The organism is Nocardia inohanensis NBRC 100128 (genome assembly GCF_001612945.1).
GTDB lineage: Bacteria > Actinomycetota > Actinomycetes > Mycobacteriales > Mycobacteriaceae > Nocardia > Nocardia inohanensis.
Genome location: NZ_BDBK01000007.1, coordinates 184,486 through 202,228 on the forward strand (window position 1 = coordinate 184,486; position 17,743 = coordinate 202,228).

The following is a 17,743-nucleotide window of genomic DNA, read 5'->3' on the forward strand; positions in this document are numbered from 1 at the left end:
GACGGCAGGAACACCCGTGACATCTCCTCCGCAGACCACACCGCTCGCCCTACACGCGGCCGCGGCCACCCATGGTGACGCCGCCGCTGTCGGCGATGGTGATGTCCGTCTGAGCTGGTCGCAACTGCTGGACTCGGTCCGTGAGACTGCGCGTGCGCTGCTGGCGCGCGGTATTCAGCGGGGCGACCGCATCGGCATCTGGGCTCCCAATACCCATCACTGGGTGACGGCGGTGCTCGCGACGCACTATGTCGGGGCGGCCATCGTTCCTTTGAATACGCGGTACGTCGCGGACGAGGCGGCCGATGTGCTGTCGCGAGTGGATGCCAAGGCGCTGTTCATCGCGGGCACCTTCCTCGGGCGCGACCGGTTGAGCGAATTGCGGGCGGCGGCACCGGAACTCGGGATCGAGACGGTCATCGTGATTCCGTCCGAGGTCGAGGAGCCGGTGGCCGATGCCATCGTGTGGTCCGAGCTCGCCAAGCTGGCCGAAGCGGTCAGCGTGGAAGACGTTGTGGCGCGGGCCGAATCGGTGTCGCCGGAGGACCTGTCCGACATTCTCTTCACCTCCGGGACCACCGGGCGCAGCAAGGGCACGCTGATCGCGCATCGGCAGGCCCTCGCCGGTGCGCGGGCGTGGGCCGAATGCGCGACGCTGAACGCGAGCGACCGGTACCTGGTGGTGCCGCCGTTCTTCCACAACTTCGGTTACAAGGCGGGCATTCTCGCGTGCCTGGTGACCGGTGCGAGCATCATTCCGCAGGCCACCTTCGATGTGCCGGAGACCATGCGGCTCGTTCACGACGAGGGCATCACCGTGCTGACCGGGCCGCCGACGATCTATCAGACGATCCTGGAGCATCCGGCGCGGCACGATGCCGATCTGTCGTCGCTGCGGGTCGCGGTCACCGGTGCGGCCACGGTGCCGGTCGTGCTCATCGAAAGAATGCGCGGTGAACTGCAATTCGATGTGGTGCTGACCGCGTACGGGCTGTCGGAGTCCGGTGGGTTCGGGACCATGTGCCGGCCCGAGGACGACGCGGAGACCATCGCCAACACCTGCGGGCGGGCGATCGGTGACTTCGAGATCAAGCTGGCCGACAATGGCGAGCTGCTGATCCGCGGGTCGCAGGTGATGCTGGGCTACCTCGACGATCCGCAGGCCACCGCGGACACCATCGACAAGGATGGCTGGCTGCACACCGGTGACGTCGCGATCATCGATGAGCGCGGGTATCTGAAGATCACCGACCGGCTCAAGGACATGTACATCTCCGGCGGGTTCAATGTGTACCCGGCCGAGGTGGAGCAGGCCCTGGCCCGGCTCGAAGGCGTCGCCGAGACCGCCGTCATCGGGATCGAGGACGAGCGCATGGGCGAGGTCGGCAAGGCGTTCGTGGTGCGCAAGCCGGGTTCCGATTTGACCGTCGAAGATGTTGTGGCGCATGCCAAGACGCTGCTCGCCAACTTCAAGGTGCCGCGCTTCGTGGAGTTCCGCGACGCGCTGCCCTACAGCGCCGCCGGGAAGGTACTCAAGCGGCAACTACGTGAGGAGAAGGCGTGAGCGCCCACGTGAGTGGAAATTCGACACCGGAACTGGGACCCGTTCCCGATGAGGGCGAGGTCGTCCTCTACGAGAAGCGCGGACCGATCGCGGTCGTCACGCTGAACCGTCCGGATTACCGGAACGCGCAGAACTCGGTCATGACCTACGCACTCGATGCCGCCTTCACGCGGGCGGTCGAGGATGCCGAGGTCAAGGTCATTGTATTGGCCGGGGCCGGAAAGCATTTCAGCGCCGGACACGATATCGGGACGCCGGGGCGCGATCACCACATCTCGTACGAGAACAAGGCCGCGCTGTGGTGGGACCATGTGGACCGGCCGGGCGGTGACCAGCGGTTCGCGCGCGAATCAGAGGTGTACCTGGGTATGTGCCGGCGCTGGCGGGAGATCCCCAAGCCGACCATCGCCATGGTGCAGGGCGCGTGCATCGCCGGTGCGTTGATGCTGGCCTGGTCCTGCGACATGATCGTCGCCTCCGAGGACGCGTTCTTCTCCGATCCGGTTGTGCGGATGGGCATTCCGGGCGTCGAGTACTTCGCGCACCCGTGGGTGCTGGGGCCGCGCCGCGCCAAGGAGATCCTGTTCACCGGTGAACGCTTCACCGCCGCACAGGCTTACGAGTGGGGCATGCTGAACCGCGTTGTGCCGCGCGAAGAATTGGAATCGCACACCATGGCGCTCGCCGAGAAGATCTCGGAGATGCCGCAATTCGGGTTGGCGCTGACCAAGAAGGCAGTCAACCAGTGCGAGGACCTGATGGGTATGCGCGCCGGCATGGATTCGGTGTTCGGGCTGCACCATTTCGCGCACGCGCACAATGCCGAGGTCGGAGCGGACTCGCTGGGCGGGATGAACGCCAAGTCCATGAAAGCCGCCGCGGCGAGCCGCGAATCGAGTGCAGCGACAGATATGAACGGGGCGAAGTAAGTGGATCTCGAATTCGACGCCAAGACCGAGGAATTCCGCCGCGAGGTGCGGGAATTCCTGGCCGCCAATGTGCCCGCCGAACCGCTGCCGTCCATGGACACCAAGGAAGGCTTCGAGGCGCACCGGGCGTGGGAGGCCAAGCTGGCCGAGGCCCGATTGTCCTGTGTGGCATGGCCCGCCGAGTACGGCGGCCGTGACGCCTCGCTGACCGAGTGGGTCATCTTCGAGGAGGAGTACTACGCGGCCGGTGCGCCGGGCCGGGTCTCCCAGAACGGCATCTTCCTGCTCGCGCCGACGCTGTTCGAGCACGCCACCCCGGAGCAGCTGGCGCGGTTCCTGCCGAGAATGGCGCGCGCCGACGACATCTGGGCGCAGGCGTGGTCCGAGCCGGAGGCCGGCTCCGATCTGGCCGGTATCCGCTCGACCGCCAAGCGCACCGAGGGCGGCTGGCTGCTCAACGGGCAGAAGACCTGGAGCTCGCGAGCCTCGTTCGCGGACTGGGGATTCGGGCTGTTCCGCAGCGATCCGGAGGCCGAGCGCCATCGCGGCCTCACCTACGTGATGTTCCCGCTCACCGCGGCAGGCGTCACCGTGCGCCCGATCCCGCAGCTGGACGGCGAGCCGGGTTTCGCGGAGATCTTCCTCGACAATGTGTTCGTGCCCGACTCCGATGTGATCGGCGAGGCCAATAACGGCTGGAAGGTCGCGATGGCGACCTCCAGCAACGAGCGCGGGCTCTCACTGCGCTCCCCCGGCCGGTTCAATGCCACCGTCGCCAAGCTCATCGAGCTGTGGAAGTCGGCGGCAGCCGAAACCGACACCGCCGTCAGCGATCGCGTCGTCGACGCCTGGGTCGGAGCCGAAGCGTACCGCCTCAACACCTGGGCCACCGTCACCCGCCTGGCCGAAGGCGGCCAGCTGGGCGCGGAATCCTCGGTGAACAAGGTGTTCTGGTCCGAACTGGACATCGCCATGCACGAAACCGCGCTGGATCTGCACGGTGCCGCCGCCGAACAGGAGTCCGCCTGGACCGACGGCTTCCTGTTCTCGCTGGCCGGCCCGATCTACGCGGGCACCAACGAGATTCAGCGCAATATCATCGCCGAACGCCTGCTCGGCCTGCCGCGGTAGAGGGAGACGACATGCGATTCGCATTGACCGCAGAACAGAACGACTTCGCCGCCAGCCTGCGCAAAATGGCTGAGTCCGCCAAGACCCCGGGCGTCGTCCGGGCTTGGGGCGCAGGTGATTCGGCCGCCGGGCGCGCGCTGATCGGCCAGCTGGCCGAAGCGGGCGCGCTGGGCCTGACCATCACCGAGGAGAACGGCGGCTTCGGCGCGGGCCCCGTCGAACTCATCGTGGCCTTCACCGAGATCGGCCGCGCCGCCGTGCCCGGCCCGCTGGTGGAGACCGCCGCCGTCATTCCGGCCCTGCTGCAAGCCCTTCCGGCCGCGGACCTCGCGGCCGAATGGCTCCCGGCCTTCGCCGAGGGGGCCAAGCTCGGCACGATCGCGCTGACCGCCGCCGGTGGTTCCGCCGCGGGGACGATCGCGGGTGGCGCCGCCCCGCTCGCCCTCGACGCCGACCAGGCGGACCTGGTGCTCGTCGCCGCGGGCGACAGCATCGCCACCGCCACCGCCGGTGACCTGGTCAAGTCCGTGGACGCGGCTCGCCGCCTGTACACCGTCGCCCCCGGCGACGTGCTCGCCGAGGGCGAAGGCGTAGCCGAGGCGATCGAAACCGCTTTCGACACCGGCGCTCTCGCGGCGGCAGCCCAGCTGCTCGGCGCGGGCCGTTCGCTACTCGACATCAGCGTCGAGTACGTCAAGCAGCGCCAGCAATTCGGCACCCCGATCGGCCGCTACCAGTCGATCAAACATCACCTGGCCAATGTCTCCATCGCTTTGGAAATGGCCCAGCCGCTGCTCTACCGCGCCGCCCTCACCCTCGAAGGCGACGCCGACCGGCAAACCCGCGCCCGCGACGTCTCCGCAGCCAAGCTGGCCTGCGGCGAAGCGGCGTACCAAGCGGCCCGCATCGCCCTCCAGGTACACGGCGCGATCGGCTACACCGCAGAATGCGACCTGTCCCTGTGGCTGACCAAGGTCACCGCACTGCGCTCGGCCTGGGGCACCCCGGCCGAGCACCGCGCCCGCATCGCCACCGCCCTGCGCGCCGGTAACGTGGCATGAGCATCTCGGCGGCCGGAGCGACCCGCAGGCTCGAACTCTCCTGCGCCGATGGTGAATTCACGCAGGTCTTCGCACGAGCCGTACACACGCTGCGCGCGCTCGGCAAAGCCAACGGTCTGACCGGCCGCCGGGAAGCCGGAATTTCGAGCGCTGCCGAGGGTCCCGCCGGGGCGCCGGTGCGTAGCGCCGACAATCTCTCAATCGCGCCGGATCCGTTGACCGCGCACCACTTCGATACGACGGGAGCGAATGCGTGAGCATCACCGCCGAACAGCAGGAACTCGCCACCACGGTGCGCGCGGTGCTGGCCAAGCACGGGGACAGCGCTGCCATGCGGCGTGGGCTGGAAGCCGAGCGCGGGTATGACGAGCAGCTGTGGAAGTTGCTCTGTGAGCAGGTCGGGGTGGCGGCGCTGGCTGTTCCGGAGGAATTCGGTGGGGTCGGAGTCGGGCTGACCGAATCGCTGCTGGTGGTCGAGGAGCTCGGGCGCACGCTGGCGGCTCCGCCCATGCTGGGATCGGCCGTCCTGGGTGTGCAGGCGTTGCTGCTGGCGGGGAATGCCGAGGCCAATGCGCGGCTGCTGCCGGAGGTGGCCGAAGGCGCTCGCACGCTCGCGCTGTGCTGGGCCGGGGTGCGCGGCTGGGATTCCTTCGGAGTCGCCGCCGCGGGCGAAACCCTTTCCGGCTCGGCGCATTACGTCATCGACGGGGCGCACGCGGACACACTGCTGGTACTGACCGAGGCGGGGCTGTTCGAGGTCGATGGTGATGCCGCGGGCGTCACCCGCACCACGGTGGTCACGCAGGACCCGACTCGGCGGCTGGCGCGGATCGACTTCGAGAACGCGGCCGGCCGGCCGCTCGGCGCGCTCGACGTCACTCGCCTGCGTGAAATCGCTTGGGCCGCACTGGTCGCCGAGCAGCTCGGGGCGGCCGAGCAGTGCCTCGACATGACCGTCGAGTACTCGAAATCGCGGGTGCAGTTCGGGCGGCCGATCGGCAGCTTCCAGGCCCTCAAGCACCGCATGGCCGATATGTACGTGCTGGTGGAGTCCACGCGTTCCATTGCCTACCTGGCCATTTCGGGTTTGGCGGCGGGCCATGTGGATCCGATCGACATCGCCTCGGCTCGGCTGCACGCCATCGAGACCTTCAATTCGGTGGTGTCGGAGACCGTGCAGATGCACGGCGGCATCGCCATCACCTGGGAGCATGACGCGCACCTGTTCTTCAAGCGCGCCCACGCCGACGCACAGCTGTTCGGCACCCCGGCCCGGCCGCTGGCTCGCCCGGCCTAGGGTACGAAGTTCCTGGCGACGGGAGTCCGGCAAACCGCCGGGCTCCCGTTTCTCATTGCCGGGCAACGGGCTTGCTCATACCTTGGGGAACATCGTGACCTGGGGAGGGCGGGCCTATGAGTACCTCGAGCGAAGAGATTCGCAAACTCATCACCCGCATGATCGTGCTGATCGTCGAAGCGCAGCGCCGGCCATAGCTCAGCCGGAGTGCTGCGCGATGTGCTCGCGATAGACGTGATAAGCCGGTTTGGGCGTGTAATCGTCACGCATGAGCCCGAATTGGTGGAACAGCCCCGGATTCGCGGAGTCCGCGTCGCGCAGCGAGAAGTGGTGATAGGCGCCGAGGCCGTGCTGCTCGACCACCTCCAGAATGCCCGCCAGCACCTCGGCCTGCCGGGCTTCGCGCCGGTCCGGGCCGGTGGGCCAGCCGTTCTCGGTGATATGCAACGGAATATCCACCGGCAGACCGGCATTGGTGAGCAGCTCCCGGTGCATGCCCAGCAGCCAGGACAGCGCGGCAGCGGGGTCCTCGGCGGGCATGAAAACATCGGGGAAGGCATCGAGGCCGATGTAGTCGAGAGCGGCCACGAACGACGGCCCACCCTCGGTAACCAGGTCCTGGACGAACGACGCACCGGGACCGAAGAGCGGTGTCGTATTGAACCCGACCTGGAACCCTGCCCCGAAACCGGGCGACCAGGTCGAGTTTGCGCCCCGCGTGCGCATAGCGTCCGAAGTCCGCCGGCGTGACGGTGAACTCCTCCCCCGGATCCTTGAACGCGGTGTACGCCCGCACCACCGTGACGCCCAGATCGTCCAGCGCCGCTTCGATACTCGCCGGATCATCCGGTTTCCCGGTAGCCAATCCACCGACATCGTTACCCGAGATACCGCCGGGATAGATACCGAATTCGGTCATCTTTCCCAGATTAGTGGTGCAGCACCTCGACCTCGCGGACCGGGGGTTTGCGGCCGAAGCGCTTGCGCAGCGGGTAGATCGCGGCCACGAACAGCAGGCTGACGGTGGAGGCGATGAGCTGGTTGCGTTGGTCGGGGTTGCGGGCCATGGCGATGAAGACCGTGAAGATGGCGATGATGACGGCCCAGCTCAGGTAGGGGTAGCCCCACATGCGGTAGGTGAGGGCGGAGGGGTCCTCGCGGCGCAGGCGGGCGCGTAGCCGGAGCTGGGAGGCCATGATCGCGACGTAGACGAAGGCCAGCACCACGCCGATGGAGTTGACCAGGAAGGTGAAGACCTCGTCGGGGGAGACGTAGGAGGCGATGACCGCGCCCCAGGCCGCGATGGTGCCGAGCAGCACGGCCCGGGCGGGGACGCCGCGCTTGTTGACCTTCACCAGTGCGGCCGGGGCGTCGCCGTCCCGGGTCAGCACGTAGAGCATGCGCGAGGAGACATAGATGGCCGAGTTCAGCACGGACAGCACCGCGGTGAGGATGACGACCTGCATGATGGTGCCCGCCGCGGGCACGCCCATCCGGTCCAGGGCGCTCACGAACGGGCTCTTCAGCACCTGCGCGTCGTTCCACGGCAGGATGGTCACCACCAGGAAGATCGAGGCCACGTAGAACAGGCCGACCCGCCAGAGCACATTGTTGGTGGCGCGCGCCACGGCCTGCCCGGGCTCCTTGGATTCGGCGGCCGCGACGGTCACGATCTCGGTGCCGCCGAAGGCGAACATGACCACCACGATGGCCGAGAAGATGCCCGCGATGCCGTTGGGCGCGAACCCGCCGTGACCGGTCAGATTGTGGAATCCGGCCTCCGCGTCCGGCCACAGCCCGAAGATCCAGGCCAGGCCGAGCGCCAGGAAGATGACGATGGCCACGACCTTGATCGAGGCGAACCAGAACTCGAACTCGCCGAAGGACCGGACGGACACCAGATTGACCGCGGTCATGACGATCAGCAGCCCGGCCGAGAGCATCCACTGCGGCAGGTCGATCCAGCCGGCCAGGATCGCCGCGCCCGCGACCGCCTCCGCGCCGACCAGGATGACGTAGAGGTACCAGTACAGCCAGCCGATGGTGAACCCGGCGAACGGCCCGAGCGCCATGCGGGAGTACTCGGCCAGCGAACCGGCGACCGGGCGGGCCACCACCATTTCGCCGAGCGCGCGCATGACGCACAGCACCAGCAATCCGGCGGCAGCGTAGGACAGGATCGCCGCGGGTCCGGCGGTGCCGATCACCGACCCGGAGCCGACGAACAGCCCCGCGCCGATCGCGCCGCCGATGGCCAGCATCGTCATATGACGCCGTCGCAGTCCGGTCCGCAGTCCCTGCTGCTCGACGGTGCCGGTTTCCGACATCTGACCACCTTCAGGTTTGTTGCTCGAGTGTTGCCAGCCCACCATATCCAGGCAGGTCAGCGGGTAGAAATCGCAGGTGTGCATGACTGCCCGGGCGGAACCGGCCGCACCGCGAATTCCGTTCCCGGACTGCCCCTTCCAGGCGGGAGTACCGTCGGGAGGTATGACCGAATCGAACCCCGGATTCCAGGCACGGGTCGAACCATGCGCCAAACGGGTACGCGTCTACCTGGGCGGTCACCTGGCCGCCGACTCGCTCCGACCGCGTCTGGTGTGGGAGCACCCGTACTACCCGACCTACTTTCTGCCCGCCGGCGATGTGCGCGCCAAGCTCGAACCGACCGGTCGCCCGCACGACTCGGCCGTCTTCGGCCAGGGCCTCGAATTCGATGTGGTGGTCGGTGACGTGGTCGCCCAGGGCGCGGCCGTGCGCTATCTCGAATCCGCCGTCGAAGAGGTGCGCGATCTGGTCCGGCTGAAGTTCGACGCCATGGACGAATGGTTCGAGGAGGACGAGCCCATCTACGTCCACCCGCGCGATCCCTACAGCCGGGTCGACATCCTCGGCAGCTCCCGGCACATCCGGATCGAGCTGCACGGGCAGACCCTCGCCGACTCGCACAACCCGCGCATCCTGTTCGAGACCGGTCTGCCGCCCCGCTACTACCTGCCGCTCACCGATGTCCGGCTGGACCTGCTGCGCCCTTCGGACACCAAGACGCAGTGCCCCTACAAGGGCACCGCCGAGTACTGGAACGTTCAGGTAGGCGAAGACGAGTACCCGGATCTGGTGTGGATCTACCGGACCCCGCTGCCCGAGAGCCAGAAGATCGCGGGCATGGCGTGCTTCTACAACGAGAAGCTCGACATCTATGTGGACGGCGAGCTACAGGAACGCCCGCACTCGCCGTTCAACTGAATCGGCTACTCCCCCAATATCTCCGACACCAGGCGCGGCAACGCCACCCCGATCGGATCGCGAACCACCTCGGCGGCGTACACGTCGTACGGGGTGGGTTCGGCGTTGATCACCACCAGATCGGCGCCGGCGTCCACGGCCACCGCGCACATGGAGGCGGCCGGCTCCACCTGAAGCGACGAGCCGACCGCGATGAACAGCGCGCTGGTCTCGGCGATATCGATTGCCGCGCGGATGGATTCGGGTCGCAGCTGCTGACCGAACATGATCACCCCGGCCTTCAGGATGCCGCCGCACTCGGGGCAGTCCGGATCGGGTTCACCGGCGGCCACCCGCTCCAGCGTGAGCTGCATCGAGGTCGTGAAATCGCAGTCGATGCAGACGACTTCGAACATATTGCCGTGGATCTCCACCACCGGGTCCGAGCCGGCCCGCTGATGCAGCCGGTCGATGTTCTGGGTGATGATCCCGACTTGCCGCCCCGCCCCGGCCAGCCGTACCAGCGCCTGGTGCGCCGCGTTCGGCACCGCCCGCCACGCCGGATTGTCCCGCCGCGCCAGCCAGGCCCGCCGCCGTAACTCCGGGTCGGCCACATAGTTCTGGTAGGTGGAGAGTAGTTCCGCGATCGGGTCCTCGGTCCACACTCCGCGCGGCCCACGGAAATCCGGGATGCCGGAATCGGTGGAGATGCCCGCTCCCGTGAGCACTCCGATCGGACCTTTGCGCGCACGCCAATCCGTCATTCGCCCCAGCCTAATCCGGATCAGACCGCGATGACCGCTGGTTTTTCCTCGGCCCTCCGGTATTGCCCAGGGGCCAGCCCGTATTCGCGCTTGAACGCCTTGGCGAACGCGAATTCCGACTGGTACCCGACCTTTCGGGCCACCCCGGCCAGCGGCGTATCGGTCTCCCGCAGCAGGCGCGCGGCGGTGAGCATGCGCCAGCGGGTGACATACGACAGCGGCGGCTCACCCACCGTGGCGGTGAACCGGCGGGCCAGGGTCGCCCGCGAAACCCCCGCCACCGCACTGAGTTCCGGCACCGTCCACGCCCGTTCCGGAGCATCGTGGATGGCCCGCAGCGCCACCGCGACGGCGGGATCGGTGAAGACGCCGGCCCACCCGGTCTGCGTGCCGGCCTGCTCGTCGAACCAGGCCCGCAGCAGGAACAGCAGCATGGTGTCGAGCAGCGCGGGAATCGCCGCGTCGGCGCCCGGGCGCGGTTCGGCGATCTCCCCCGCGAGCAGGTCCACGGCCGCGCGCAGCGCCGGATGCCGGCCGGGACGCGCTGGGAGATGGATGAATTCGGGCAGTTCGTCCAGGAGGGGATGGCTGCGCTGGCGGCCGAGTTCGTAGGCCCCGCACACCAGCACGGTCCGCACCCCCGGCCCGACGATCTCCCGCGGCTCGCCGGGCTGGGCCAGCTCGGTGATCGGCGTGCCGAGTTGATCGACGATCTCGTGGTCGGCTCCGCGCGGCATGAACAGCACATCCCCGGCTCCGAGCGCGATCGGCTCGCCTTCCCGCGGCAGCACCCAGCACGAACCTTGGAGCACCACATGGAAACTCGCCCCCGGCACCCGCGGATAACGCCGTCCCCACGGCGCGTGCCGCACGAACAGCCCCGAGGCGGGATTGCCGGTACGGATGGCGGCGATGGTCTCGCTGAGGATGTCCACCCCATCACCATAACGCTCCGGCTATGAGCGTCTCGGACATGCCGACCGGAGGTGGGCGCGTGCACCGGCCCGGATCCGGCCGTACGGTGAGAACGTGAGCGACAAACGACCCGAGCTGGCCGAGCAATTGGATCTGCTACCGCATCCGGAGGGCGGCTGGTATCGCGAAACCTGGCGCAGCGCGGTCGAGTTCGAGCCGAAGGGCTACGACGGATCGCGCGCGAGTGCGACGGCGATCTATTTCCTGCTGCTGCCGGGTGAGGAGTCCGCACCGCATACGGTGAAATCGGACGAATTGTGGTTGTGGCATCGGGGTGGTCCCCTGCTGCTGAACATCGGGGGTGAGGAGGTCGTCCTCGGACCCGATGTCGCGCAGGGGCAACGGCCCCAGGCGGTGGTCCCCGGTGGGGTGAGCCAGGCCGCCCGCCCGGCGGGCGACGACTACGTCTTGGTGAGTTGTGTCGTCGCACCGGGATTCGACTTCGCCGACTTCGGTTTCGATTGAGCCGGAACCGCGGCTAGTCGTCTATTTCGAGCAGCCCCTCGGCCAGTGCGTGGTCGATGGTCTTCTCGAGATTGGGGCAGGAGTCGGGCTTGCCGAAGACCGGTCCGGCCTCGGCCATCTTGGCGAAGACCGGGCAGTGGTCGGCCGGATTGACCGTCCACTGCACCGTCCGCTGCTGATTGCTGTGCTTGCGCACCAGCACCTCGGTGCCGCACGTGAGGCACGCCAGCGGAGTCAGGCCCGACTCCATGTAGTGGGCTTTGTCGATCACCGTCTGGGCGCGCACCTGCTCGCGCTGTTCCGGACGGTCCGCGAAGTCCGGTGCTTTCGCCCAGCTGGTCATCAGACGCTCGCCTCCTCCGAATCGGCTGCGGCAGCGGCGGCTTCGTCCGCTTCCCGCTTCTTGCGCAGATTCTCCTCCACCTCGAGACCCCAGGCCTCATTGGCCTTGGAGGTATCGATTTCGAATTCGAAGCGCTGCACCGACTTCGGGTCGATATCCGCGACATCCACGTAGAACTGGTCGTACCAGCGGCGCAGCTGGTAGACCGGGCCGTCCTCTTCGGTGAGCAGCGGGTTGTCGATCTTGGACTTGTGTTTCCAGATCTCGACGTCCTGGAGGAAGCCCTCGCTGACGCCCTCGGTCATCTTCTTCGCGAACCCTTCGGCCTGCTCCTCCGGCAGCCCCTTCGGCTTCTGAAGGGACACGCCCCACTGCAACACGAAGGAGTTCTGCGTGACCGGGTAGTGGCAGTTGATCAGGACCGTCTTGACCTCGAAGCCGCTGTAGATATTGAGCAGCGGGTTGATCATGTACGACGGGCCGAAGTACGACGCCTCGGACTTGAGCAGCACATCGATGCCCATCTTGGCGGCGTTGCCCATATCCGGGCGCGCCTTGGTCTCCAAGTACTGGGTGGCGATGTGGCCCTCGAGCACGTTCTTGAAGTACGTCGGGAAGGCGTAGTGGATGTAGAAGAAGTGCGCCATGTCCACGACGTTGTCGATGATCTCGCGGCAGTTGGAGCCTTCGATCAGCATCGAGTGCCAGGTCCAGTCGGTCCAGCCCTCGTTCAACGTCTCCGAGCCGCTGCCGTCCTCGTTGGTGAACGGACCCTCGATGTAGGGGATGGTCACCTCGTCCGGCGGCGGATTGCCCTCGTGGTCGTGCCAGACGAAGAGCTGGCCGTTGCGCTCGAGGGTGGTCCAGGCGCGGGTGCGGGCGAGCGGGGGCACGCGGCGCGCGTACGGGATGCCGGTGCACTTGCCGTCGCCGCCCCAGCGCCAATCGTGGAACGGGCACGCGATGGAGTCGCCCTTGACCTCGCCCATGGAGAGGTCGCCGCCCAGGTGACGGCAGTAGGAGTCGAGTACCTTCAGCTCGTCTTTGCTGTTCTTGAAAACAACGAGCTTGGTGCCGAAGACGTTGACCGAGTGCGGCTTTCCGTCGCGGAAGGTCTTCGCGAGACCCAGGCAGTGCCAGCCCCGGGCATATCGCGTGGGCATGGCGCCCACATCGATCTCACGGACCTTTCCGCGGGGCCCCTGCGGGGTTGTAGCCATCGTTCTCCTCCTCTGGAAGTACTAGAACACGTTACAAAATTGCTCGGCCAAGCGCCAGCGATACGCCCAACTACCAGGATGGGGTCGGTCTGAGCTGCGTTTGAACAGCGTTCTCGACAGGAATAAGAACGTGTTCTACTCTCAGGGGCAAACGTGAACCGCTTCCCGAGCAATCGGGAACACACGCAGGCAGGAGCATCTGGCGAGATGACGCAAGAAGTAGTTGAGCGGGTCGAGGCGCTGCTGCCCACCCTCCGCGAACGTGCCCAAGAAGCCGAGGACCTGCGCCGACTCCCCGAAGAGACGGTCAAGGACCTACAGGAGACCGGGTTCTTCAAACTGCTGCAACCGCGCCAGTGGGGCGGCCACGCCGCCGATCCGGTCGTCTTCTACGACACCGTCCGCAAGATCGCGAGCGCGTGCGGCTCCACCGGCTGGGTCTCCGGCATCATCGGCGTCCACAACTGGCACCTGGCGCTGTTCGATCAGCGTGCGCAGGAAGAGGTCTGGGGCGAGGACACCGACGTCCGCATCTCCTCGTCGTACGCGCCGATGGGCGCCGGCGTGGTGACCGAGGACGCCGACGGTTACCTCGTCAACGGCAAGTGGGCCTGGTCCTCCGGCTCCGATCACGCCACCTGGGTGGTGGTGGGCGGTCCGGTGATCAAGAACGGCAAGCCGGTCGACTTCGGCTCGTTCCTCATCCCCCGCACCGAGTACAAGATCGATGACGTGTGGAACGTGGTCGGGCTGCGCGGCACCGGCTCCAACACCGTCGTCGTCGAGAACGTCTTCGTGCCCCGCCACCGCTTCCTCAGCTTCCGCGCCATGAGCGAGCTGAGCGCTCCGGGCCTGGAGCAGAACACCGACCCGGTCTACAAGATGCCGTGGGGCACCATCCATCCCACCACCATCTCGACCCCGATCGTGGGCATGGCCTACGGCGCGCTCGAGGCGCACATCGAGCACCAGGGCAAGCGCGTACGCGCCGCCTACGCCGGTGAGAACGCCAAGGACGATCCGTTCGGCAAGGTCCGCATCGCCGAGGCCGCCAGCGATATCGACGCCGCCTGGCGTCAACTGTCGGGCAACGTGGCCGACGAATACGCCTACCTCGTCGCGGGCAAGGACGTTCCGTTCGAGGTGCGGGCCGCCGCGCGCCGCGACCAGGTGCGCGCGACCGGCCGCGCCATCGCCTCGGTCGACCGGCTCTTCGAGGCCGCCGGCGCCACCGCGCTGACCAATGGCACTCCGTTGCAGCGCTTCTGGCGGGACGCGCACGCCGGCCGCGTGCACGCCGCCAACGATGCCGAACGCGCGTACGTCATGTACGGCACGCACGCGTTCGGTCTCCCTATCACCGACACGATGGTGTAATCCATGACCGCAGTGGAAGAAATCACCTACGAGTCCACGTCGCGGTTCGCGCAGGTGCGGCCGGACCTGAAGCTGCACTATCACGAGGCGGGCGTCGGCAACGGCCCCACCATCGTGCTGCTGCACGGCGGCGGTCCGGGCGCGTCCTCGTGGTCGAACTTCGCGAAGAACATTCCGGTGCTGGCCAAGGACTTTCACGTGCTGGCCGTCGATCAGCCCGGGTTCGGCCAGTCGGACAAGCCGACCGAGCATCCGCAGTACTTCGTGCACAGTTCGTCGGCGCTGAAGGATCTGCTGGATCACCTCGAGATCACCGAACGCGTGCACCTGCTGGGCAATTCGCTCGGCGGCGGCGCGGCCACCCGGTTCGCCCTGGACTACCCGGATCGCGCGGGCAAGCTGGTGCTGATGGGTCCCGGCGGGTTGTCCACCAACCTGTTCGCGCCCGATCCCACCGAGGGCGTGAAGCTGTTGTCCAAGTTCAACTTCGAACCGACGAAGGAGAACCTGGAGGCGTTCCTGCGCATCATGGTGTTCGATCAGAAGCTGATCACGCCGGAGCTGGTCGAGGAGCGGTTCGCCTCGGCGTCGCAGCCGGAGTCGCTGGCCGCCACCCGCGCCATGGGCAAATCGTTCGCGGGCGCGGACTTCGCCAAGGGCATGATCTGGCGCGATGCCTTCAAGCTGCGGCAGCCGGTGCTGATGATCTGGGGCCGCGAAGATCGGGTGAACCCGATCGACGGCGCGCTCGTAGCCTTGAAGATGGTCCCGCGCGTGCAGTTGCATGTCTTCGGCGGTTGCGGGCACTGGGCGCAGTTGGAGAAGTTCGACGAATTCAACCGCCTGGCAACGGACTTCCTGCTCGGCGTCAAGGAGAAGTAAGCATGGGGATCAAAGCCCTCGGCTACATGCGCATCGAGGCCACCGATATGGCGGCCTGGCGCGAATACGGGCTCAAAGTGCTCGGCATGATGGAGGGCTCGGGGAACAATCCCGACGCGCTCTACCTGCGCATGGACGACTTCGCGGCCCGCCTGGTGATCGTGCCGGGCGAGAAGGACCGGCTGCTGGTCTCCGGCTGGGAGGTCACCGATGCGCCTGCGCTGCAAGATCTTCGGGACGCGCTGTCCAAGGCCGGGGTCGCCTTCGTCGAGGGCACCAAGGAGGAGAAGCTCGAGCGGCGCGTCGAGGGCCTGATCCGCTTCGACGATCCCTCCGGCAACACCCTCGAGGCGTTCCACGGTGCGCAGTACCTGGGCCGCCGCTTCGTCAGCCCCTACGGCCACAAGTTCGTCACCGCCGAACAGGGCCTCGGCCACGTCGTGCTCACCTGCACCGATGATGCCGCGGCACAGGCGTTCTACCAGGACGTGCTCGGCTTCCGCCTGCGCGATTCCATGCGCCTGCCCCCGCAGATGGTGGGGCGTCCCGCCGACGGTGACCCGGCCTGGCTGCGCTTCTACGGCTGCAACCCGCGCCATCACGCGCTGGCGTTCCTGCCGCTGCCCAATCCGACCGGCATCGTGCACCTGATGGTCGAGGTGGAGAACTCCGACGACGTCGGGCTCTGCCTGGATCGCGCCAACCGCAAGAAGGTCAAGATGTCGGCCACCCTGGGTCGCCACATCAACGACAAGATGCTCTCCTTCTACATGAAGACGCCGGGCGGATTCGATATCGAATTCGGTTGCGAGGGCCTCGAAGTCGAGGACGAGTCCTGGATCGCCCGCGAATCCACCGCGGTCAGCCTGTGGGGCCACGACTTCACCGTCGGATTCAAGTAAGCGAGCGACAGGGTGGACATGACCACTGACGAATACCCCGCCATCGACGGACGGCAGTTCCGGAATGTGCTGGGCAGCTTCTGCACCGGCATCACCGTGATCACCACCTTCGACGACGATGCCGAGGGCGGCCCCGCCCCCATCGGCTTCGCCTGCCAGTCCTTCGCCGCCCTGTCCCTCGATCCCCCGCTGGTCCTCTTCTGCCCCACCAAAGCCTCGCGCTCCTGGGCGGCCATCGAGAAGTCCGGCATGTTCTGCGTCAATATCCTCGCCGAGGAACAACAGCCCGTCTGCGCCCGCTTCGGCTCCCGCGAACCCGACAAGTTCGCCGGCGTCCCCTGGCACACAACGGATCTGAAGCTCCCGGTCCTGGACGGCGCGTTGGCCACACTCCAGTGCAAAGTGGACAACGTGCTGGACGGGGGCGACCACTACATAGTGGTCGGCCGCGTCCTGGCCCTGTCGGAGTCCACGGGCTCCGACAGGCCACTCCTCTTCTACCGCGGCCAATACACCGCCATCGAACCCGAGAAGTCCACCCCGGCGCCCTGGCGAGCCGACCTCGAACACTTCCTCACCACAACCACCCTCGACACCTGGTTGTAGACGAACTACGAAGGCCCCCGCGTAATCCGCAGGGGGCCTTCGTCATTCGCGGGGTCAGGCCGCGGTGCGGGCTTGGCGGCGGTATTGGCCGGGGGCTTGGCCGTATTCGCGTTTGAAGGCCTTGCCGAAGGCGAACTCGGAGCTGTAACCGGCTCGGGCGGCTACCTTTTCGATGGGCAGGTCGTCTTCGCGCAGGAGGCGGGCGGCGGTGGTGAGACGCCAGCGGGTGAGGTAGGCGAGTGGGGGTTCGCCGACCATGGTGGTGAATTTGCGGGCGAAAGCGGCTCGGGACAGGCCCGCGTGGTCGGCCAGGGATTGGACGGTCCAGGCGGCGGCGGGGTCGGTGTGCATGGCTTGCAGGGCCGGGGCGACGGCCGGATCGCGCAGGGCCGCAGCCCATCCCACTGCTTCCGATTGCGGCTGGTCTTCTATCCAGGCTCGGAGGATGTAGAGCAGGAGGGAGTCGATGAGGGCGGGGACTATGCCGTGGGAGCCGATGCGGGGGTTGTCGAGTTCGGCGGCCAGGAGTTGGACGGCGGCATTGAGTTCGGGGTGGCGGCCGTGGCGGGCGGGGAGGTGGATCACCTCGGGGAGCTGGCGGAGCAGGGGGTGGGGGCGTTTGCCGTCGAGGTGGTAGTTGCCGCAGAGCAGGGCGGCGGTGGGCGGACCCGCCACGCCCATGCGCAGCACACCGATCGGCGGGCACACGATGTACTGGTCGGGGCGGGGGTCGGCGGCCGGTGTGTCGGGATGGTCCGCCAGCACATGCCCCGCTCCATGGCGCACGAACACCAGGTCGCCCTGGCCGAGCGGAATCGGCTCGGCATCCGCGGCGGGATAGAACCAGCAATTCCCGTGCAGCACAATGTGAAAGCCCGCGCCGAGGACGTCCGGCAGGCGCATCGCCCATGGCGCACGCCCCTCGGTGCGCACCGAATGCGGTGCGCCGGTGCGCATGGAGGCCAGGGCCTCGCTGAGGACGTCCATCGCGGCTCTCCTTCG

At 67.3% G+C, this 17,743-nt stretch carries 19 protein-coding genes; 12 read left to right on the forward strand and 7 right to left on the reverse strand.

Features of this window, described 5'->3' with window-relative positions:
• Positions 1 to 16 precede the first annotated feature (16 nt).
• Genes NI1_RS14945 through NI1_RS14970 form a run of 6 tightly spaced genes read left to right on the forward strand, consistent with a single transcriptional unit; the run spans position 17 to position 5,982 of the window.
• Positions 17 to 1,564 (forward strand): FadD3 family acyl-CoA ligase, encoded by a 1,548-nt coding sequence (locus NI1_RS14945; protein WP_067820145.1) that lies wholly within the window; start codon positions 17 to 19, stop codon positions 1,562 to 1,564.
• Positions 1,561 to 2,493 carry an enoyl-CoA hydratase gene (locus NI1_RS14950; RefSeq protein ID WP_245663228.1) on the forward strand — a complete coding sequence of 311 codons (933 nt, stop codon included), beginning with the start codon at positions 1,561 to 1,563 and terminating at the stop codon, positions 2,491 to 2,493. The genes NI1_RS14945 and NI1_RS14950 overlap by 4 nt, the downstream gene beginning before the upstream one ends.
• Positions 2,494 to 3,624 (forward strand): acyl-CoA dehydrogenase family protein, encoded by a 1,131-nt coding sequence (locus NI1_RS14955; RefSeq protein ID WP_067820147.1) that lies wholly within the window; start codon positions 2,494 to 2,496, stop codon positions 3,622 to 3,624.
• Positions 3,625 to 3,635: 11 nt separating this feature from the next.
• Positions 3,636 to 4,685: an acyl-CoA dehydrogenase family protein gene (locus tag NI1_RS14960; protein ID WP_067820150.1), complete on the forward strand. Its 1,050-nt coding sequence runs from the start codon at positions 3,636 to 3,638 to the stop codon at positions 4,683 to 4,685.
• Entirely contained in the window at positions 4,682 to 4,942 is a 261-nt protein-coding gene (locus NI1_RS14965; RefSeq protein WP_067820152.1) for a hypothetical protein, read from the forward strand. The genes NI1_RS14960 and NI1_RS14965 overlap by 4 nt, the downstream gene beginning before the upstream one ends.
• Entirely contained in the window at positions 4,939 to 5,982 is a 1,044-nt protein-coding gene (locus NI1_RS14970) for an acyl-CoA dehydrogenase family protein (RefSeq protein ID WP_067820155.1), read from the forward strand. Before NI1_RS14965 ends, NI1_RS14970 begins: the two co-directional genes overlap by 4 nt.
• A gap of 198 nt (positions 5,983 to 6,180) precedes the next feature.
• Here NI1_RS14970 and NI1_RS14975 read toward each other — a convergent pair whose 3' ends face one another.
• Positions 6,181 to 6,708 (reverse strand): hypothetical protein, encoded by a 528-nt coding sequence (locus tag NI1_RS14975; RefSeq protein ID WP_218026749.1) that lies wholly within the window; start codon positions 6,706 to 6,708, stop codon positions 6,181 to 6,183.
• A gap of 203 nt (positions 6,709 to 6,911) precedes the next feature.
• Positions 6,912 to 8,309: an amino acid permease gene (locus tag NI1_RS14980; protein ID WP_067820570.1), complete on the reverse strand. Its 1,398-nt coding sequence runs from the start codon at positions 8,307 to 8,309 to the stop codon at positions 6,912 to 6,914.
• A 163-nt stretch (positions 8,310 to 8,472) separates the two neighbouring features.
• Between NI1_RS14980 and NI1_RS14985 the strand changes: the two genes are divergently transcribed.
• Positions 8,473 to 9,228, forward strand: coding sequence for a DUF427 domain-containing protein (locus tag NI1_RS14985; protein WP_067820158.1), 756 nt, complete (start codon positions 8,473 to 8,475; stop codon positions 9,226 to 9,228).
• Between the two features lie 5 nt (positions 9,229 to 9,233).
• Here the strand turns inward: NI1_RS14985 and NI1_RS14990 are convergent, their stop codons facing one another.
• Together NI1_RS14990 and NI1_RS14995 are read right to left on the reverse strand one after the other, a co-directional pair.
• Entirely contained in the window at positions 9,234 to 9,971 is a 738-nt protein-coding gene (locus tag NI1_RS14990; RefSeq protein ID WP_067820161.1) for an SIR2 family NAD-dependent protein deacylase, read from the reverse strand.
• A gap of 20 nt (positions 9,972 to 9,991) precedes the next feature.
• Positions 9,992 to 10,906, reverse strand: a complete 915-nt coding sequence (locus NI1_RS14995; RefSeq protein WP_067820164.1) for an AraC family transcriptional regulator — start codon at positions 10,904 to 10,906, stop codon at positions 9,992 to 9,994.
• A 94-nt stretch (positions 10,907 to 11,000) separates the two neighbouring features.
• Here NI1_RS14995 and NI1_RS15000 point away from each other — a divergent pair, with 94 nt between their 5' ends.
• Entirely contained in the window at positions 11,001 to 11,411 is a 411-nt protein-coding gene (locus NI1_RS15000) for a cupin domain-containing protein (RefSeq protein WP_067820167.1), read from the forward strand.
• A 13-nt stretch (positions 11,412 to 11,424) separates the two neighbouring features.
• Here the strand turns inward: NI1_RS15000 and NI1_RS15005 are convergent, their stop codons facing one another.
• The gene (locus NI1_RS15005) at positions 11,425 to 11,754 is read right to left on the reverse strand and encodes a hypothetical protein (protein ID WP_067820170.1); all 330 of its coding nucleotides are present in this window, start codon (positions 11,752 to 11,754) and stop codon (positions 11,425 to 11,427) included.
• Entirely contained in the window at positions 11,754 to 12,974 is a 1,221-nt protein-coding gene (locus tag NI1_RS15010; protein WP_067820173.1) for a 3-ketosteroid-9-alpha-monooxygenase, oxygenase component, read from the reverse strand. Before NI1_RS15010 ends, NI1_RS15005 begins: the two co-directional genes overlap by 1 nt.
• 207 nt (positions 12,975 to 13,181) lie before the next feature.
• Here NI1_RS15010 and hsaA point away from each other — a divergent pair, with 207 nt between their 5' ends.
• From hsaA to hsaB, 4 genes are read left to right on the forward strand one after another with little or no spacing between them, the layout of a single operon-like run.
• Positions 13,182 to 14,351 (forward strand): 3-hydroxy-9,10-secoandrosta-1,3,5(10)-triene-9,17-dione monooxygenase oxygenase subunit, encoded by a 1,170-nt coding sequence (hsaA, locus tag NI1_RS15015; RefSeq protein WP_067820176.1) that lies wholly within the window; start codon positions 13,182 to 13,184, stop codon positions 14,349 to 14,351.
• A 3-nt stretch (positions 14,352 to 14,354) separates the two neighbouring features.
• The gene (gene hsaD / locus NI1_RS15020; RefSeq protein ID WP_067820179.1) at positions 14,355 to 15,233 is read left to right on the forward strand and encodes a 4,5:9,10-diseco-3-hydroxy-5,9,17-trioxoandrosta-1(10),2-diene-4-oate hydrolase; all 879 of its coding nucleotides are present in this window, start codon (positions 14,355 to 14,357) and stop codon (positions 15,231 to 15,233) included.
• Positions 15,234 to 15,235: 2 nt separating this feature from the next.
• Complete coding sequence (hsaC, locus tag NI1_RS15025; RefSeq protein ID WP_067820181.1) at positions 15,236 to 16,135, forward strand: iron-dependent extradiol dioxygenase HsaC; 900 nt, start codon at positions 15,236 to 15,238, stop codon at positions 16,133 to 16,135.
• 18 nt (positions 16,136 to 16,153) lie between these two features.
• Entirely contained in the window at positions 16,154 to 16,741 is a 588-nt protein-coding gene (gene hsaB, locus NI1_RS15030) for a 3-hydroxy-9,10-secoandrosta-1,3,5(10)-triene-9,17-dione monooxygenase reductase subunit (RefSeq protein ID WP_067820184.1), read from the forward strand.
• Between the two features lie 54 nt (positions 16,742 to 16,795).
• Here the strand turns inward: hsaB and NI1_RS15035 are convergent, their stop codons facing one another.
• Positions 16,796 to 17,728 (reverse strand): AraC family transcriptional regulator, encoded by a 933-nt coding sequence (locus NI1_RS15035; RefSeq protein ID WP_067820187.1) that lies wholly within the window; start codon positions 17,726 to 17,728, stop codon positions 16,796 to 16,798.
• Positions 17,729 to 17,743 lie beyond the last annotated feature (15 nt).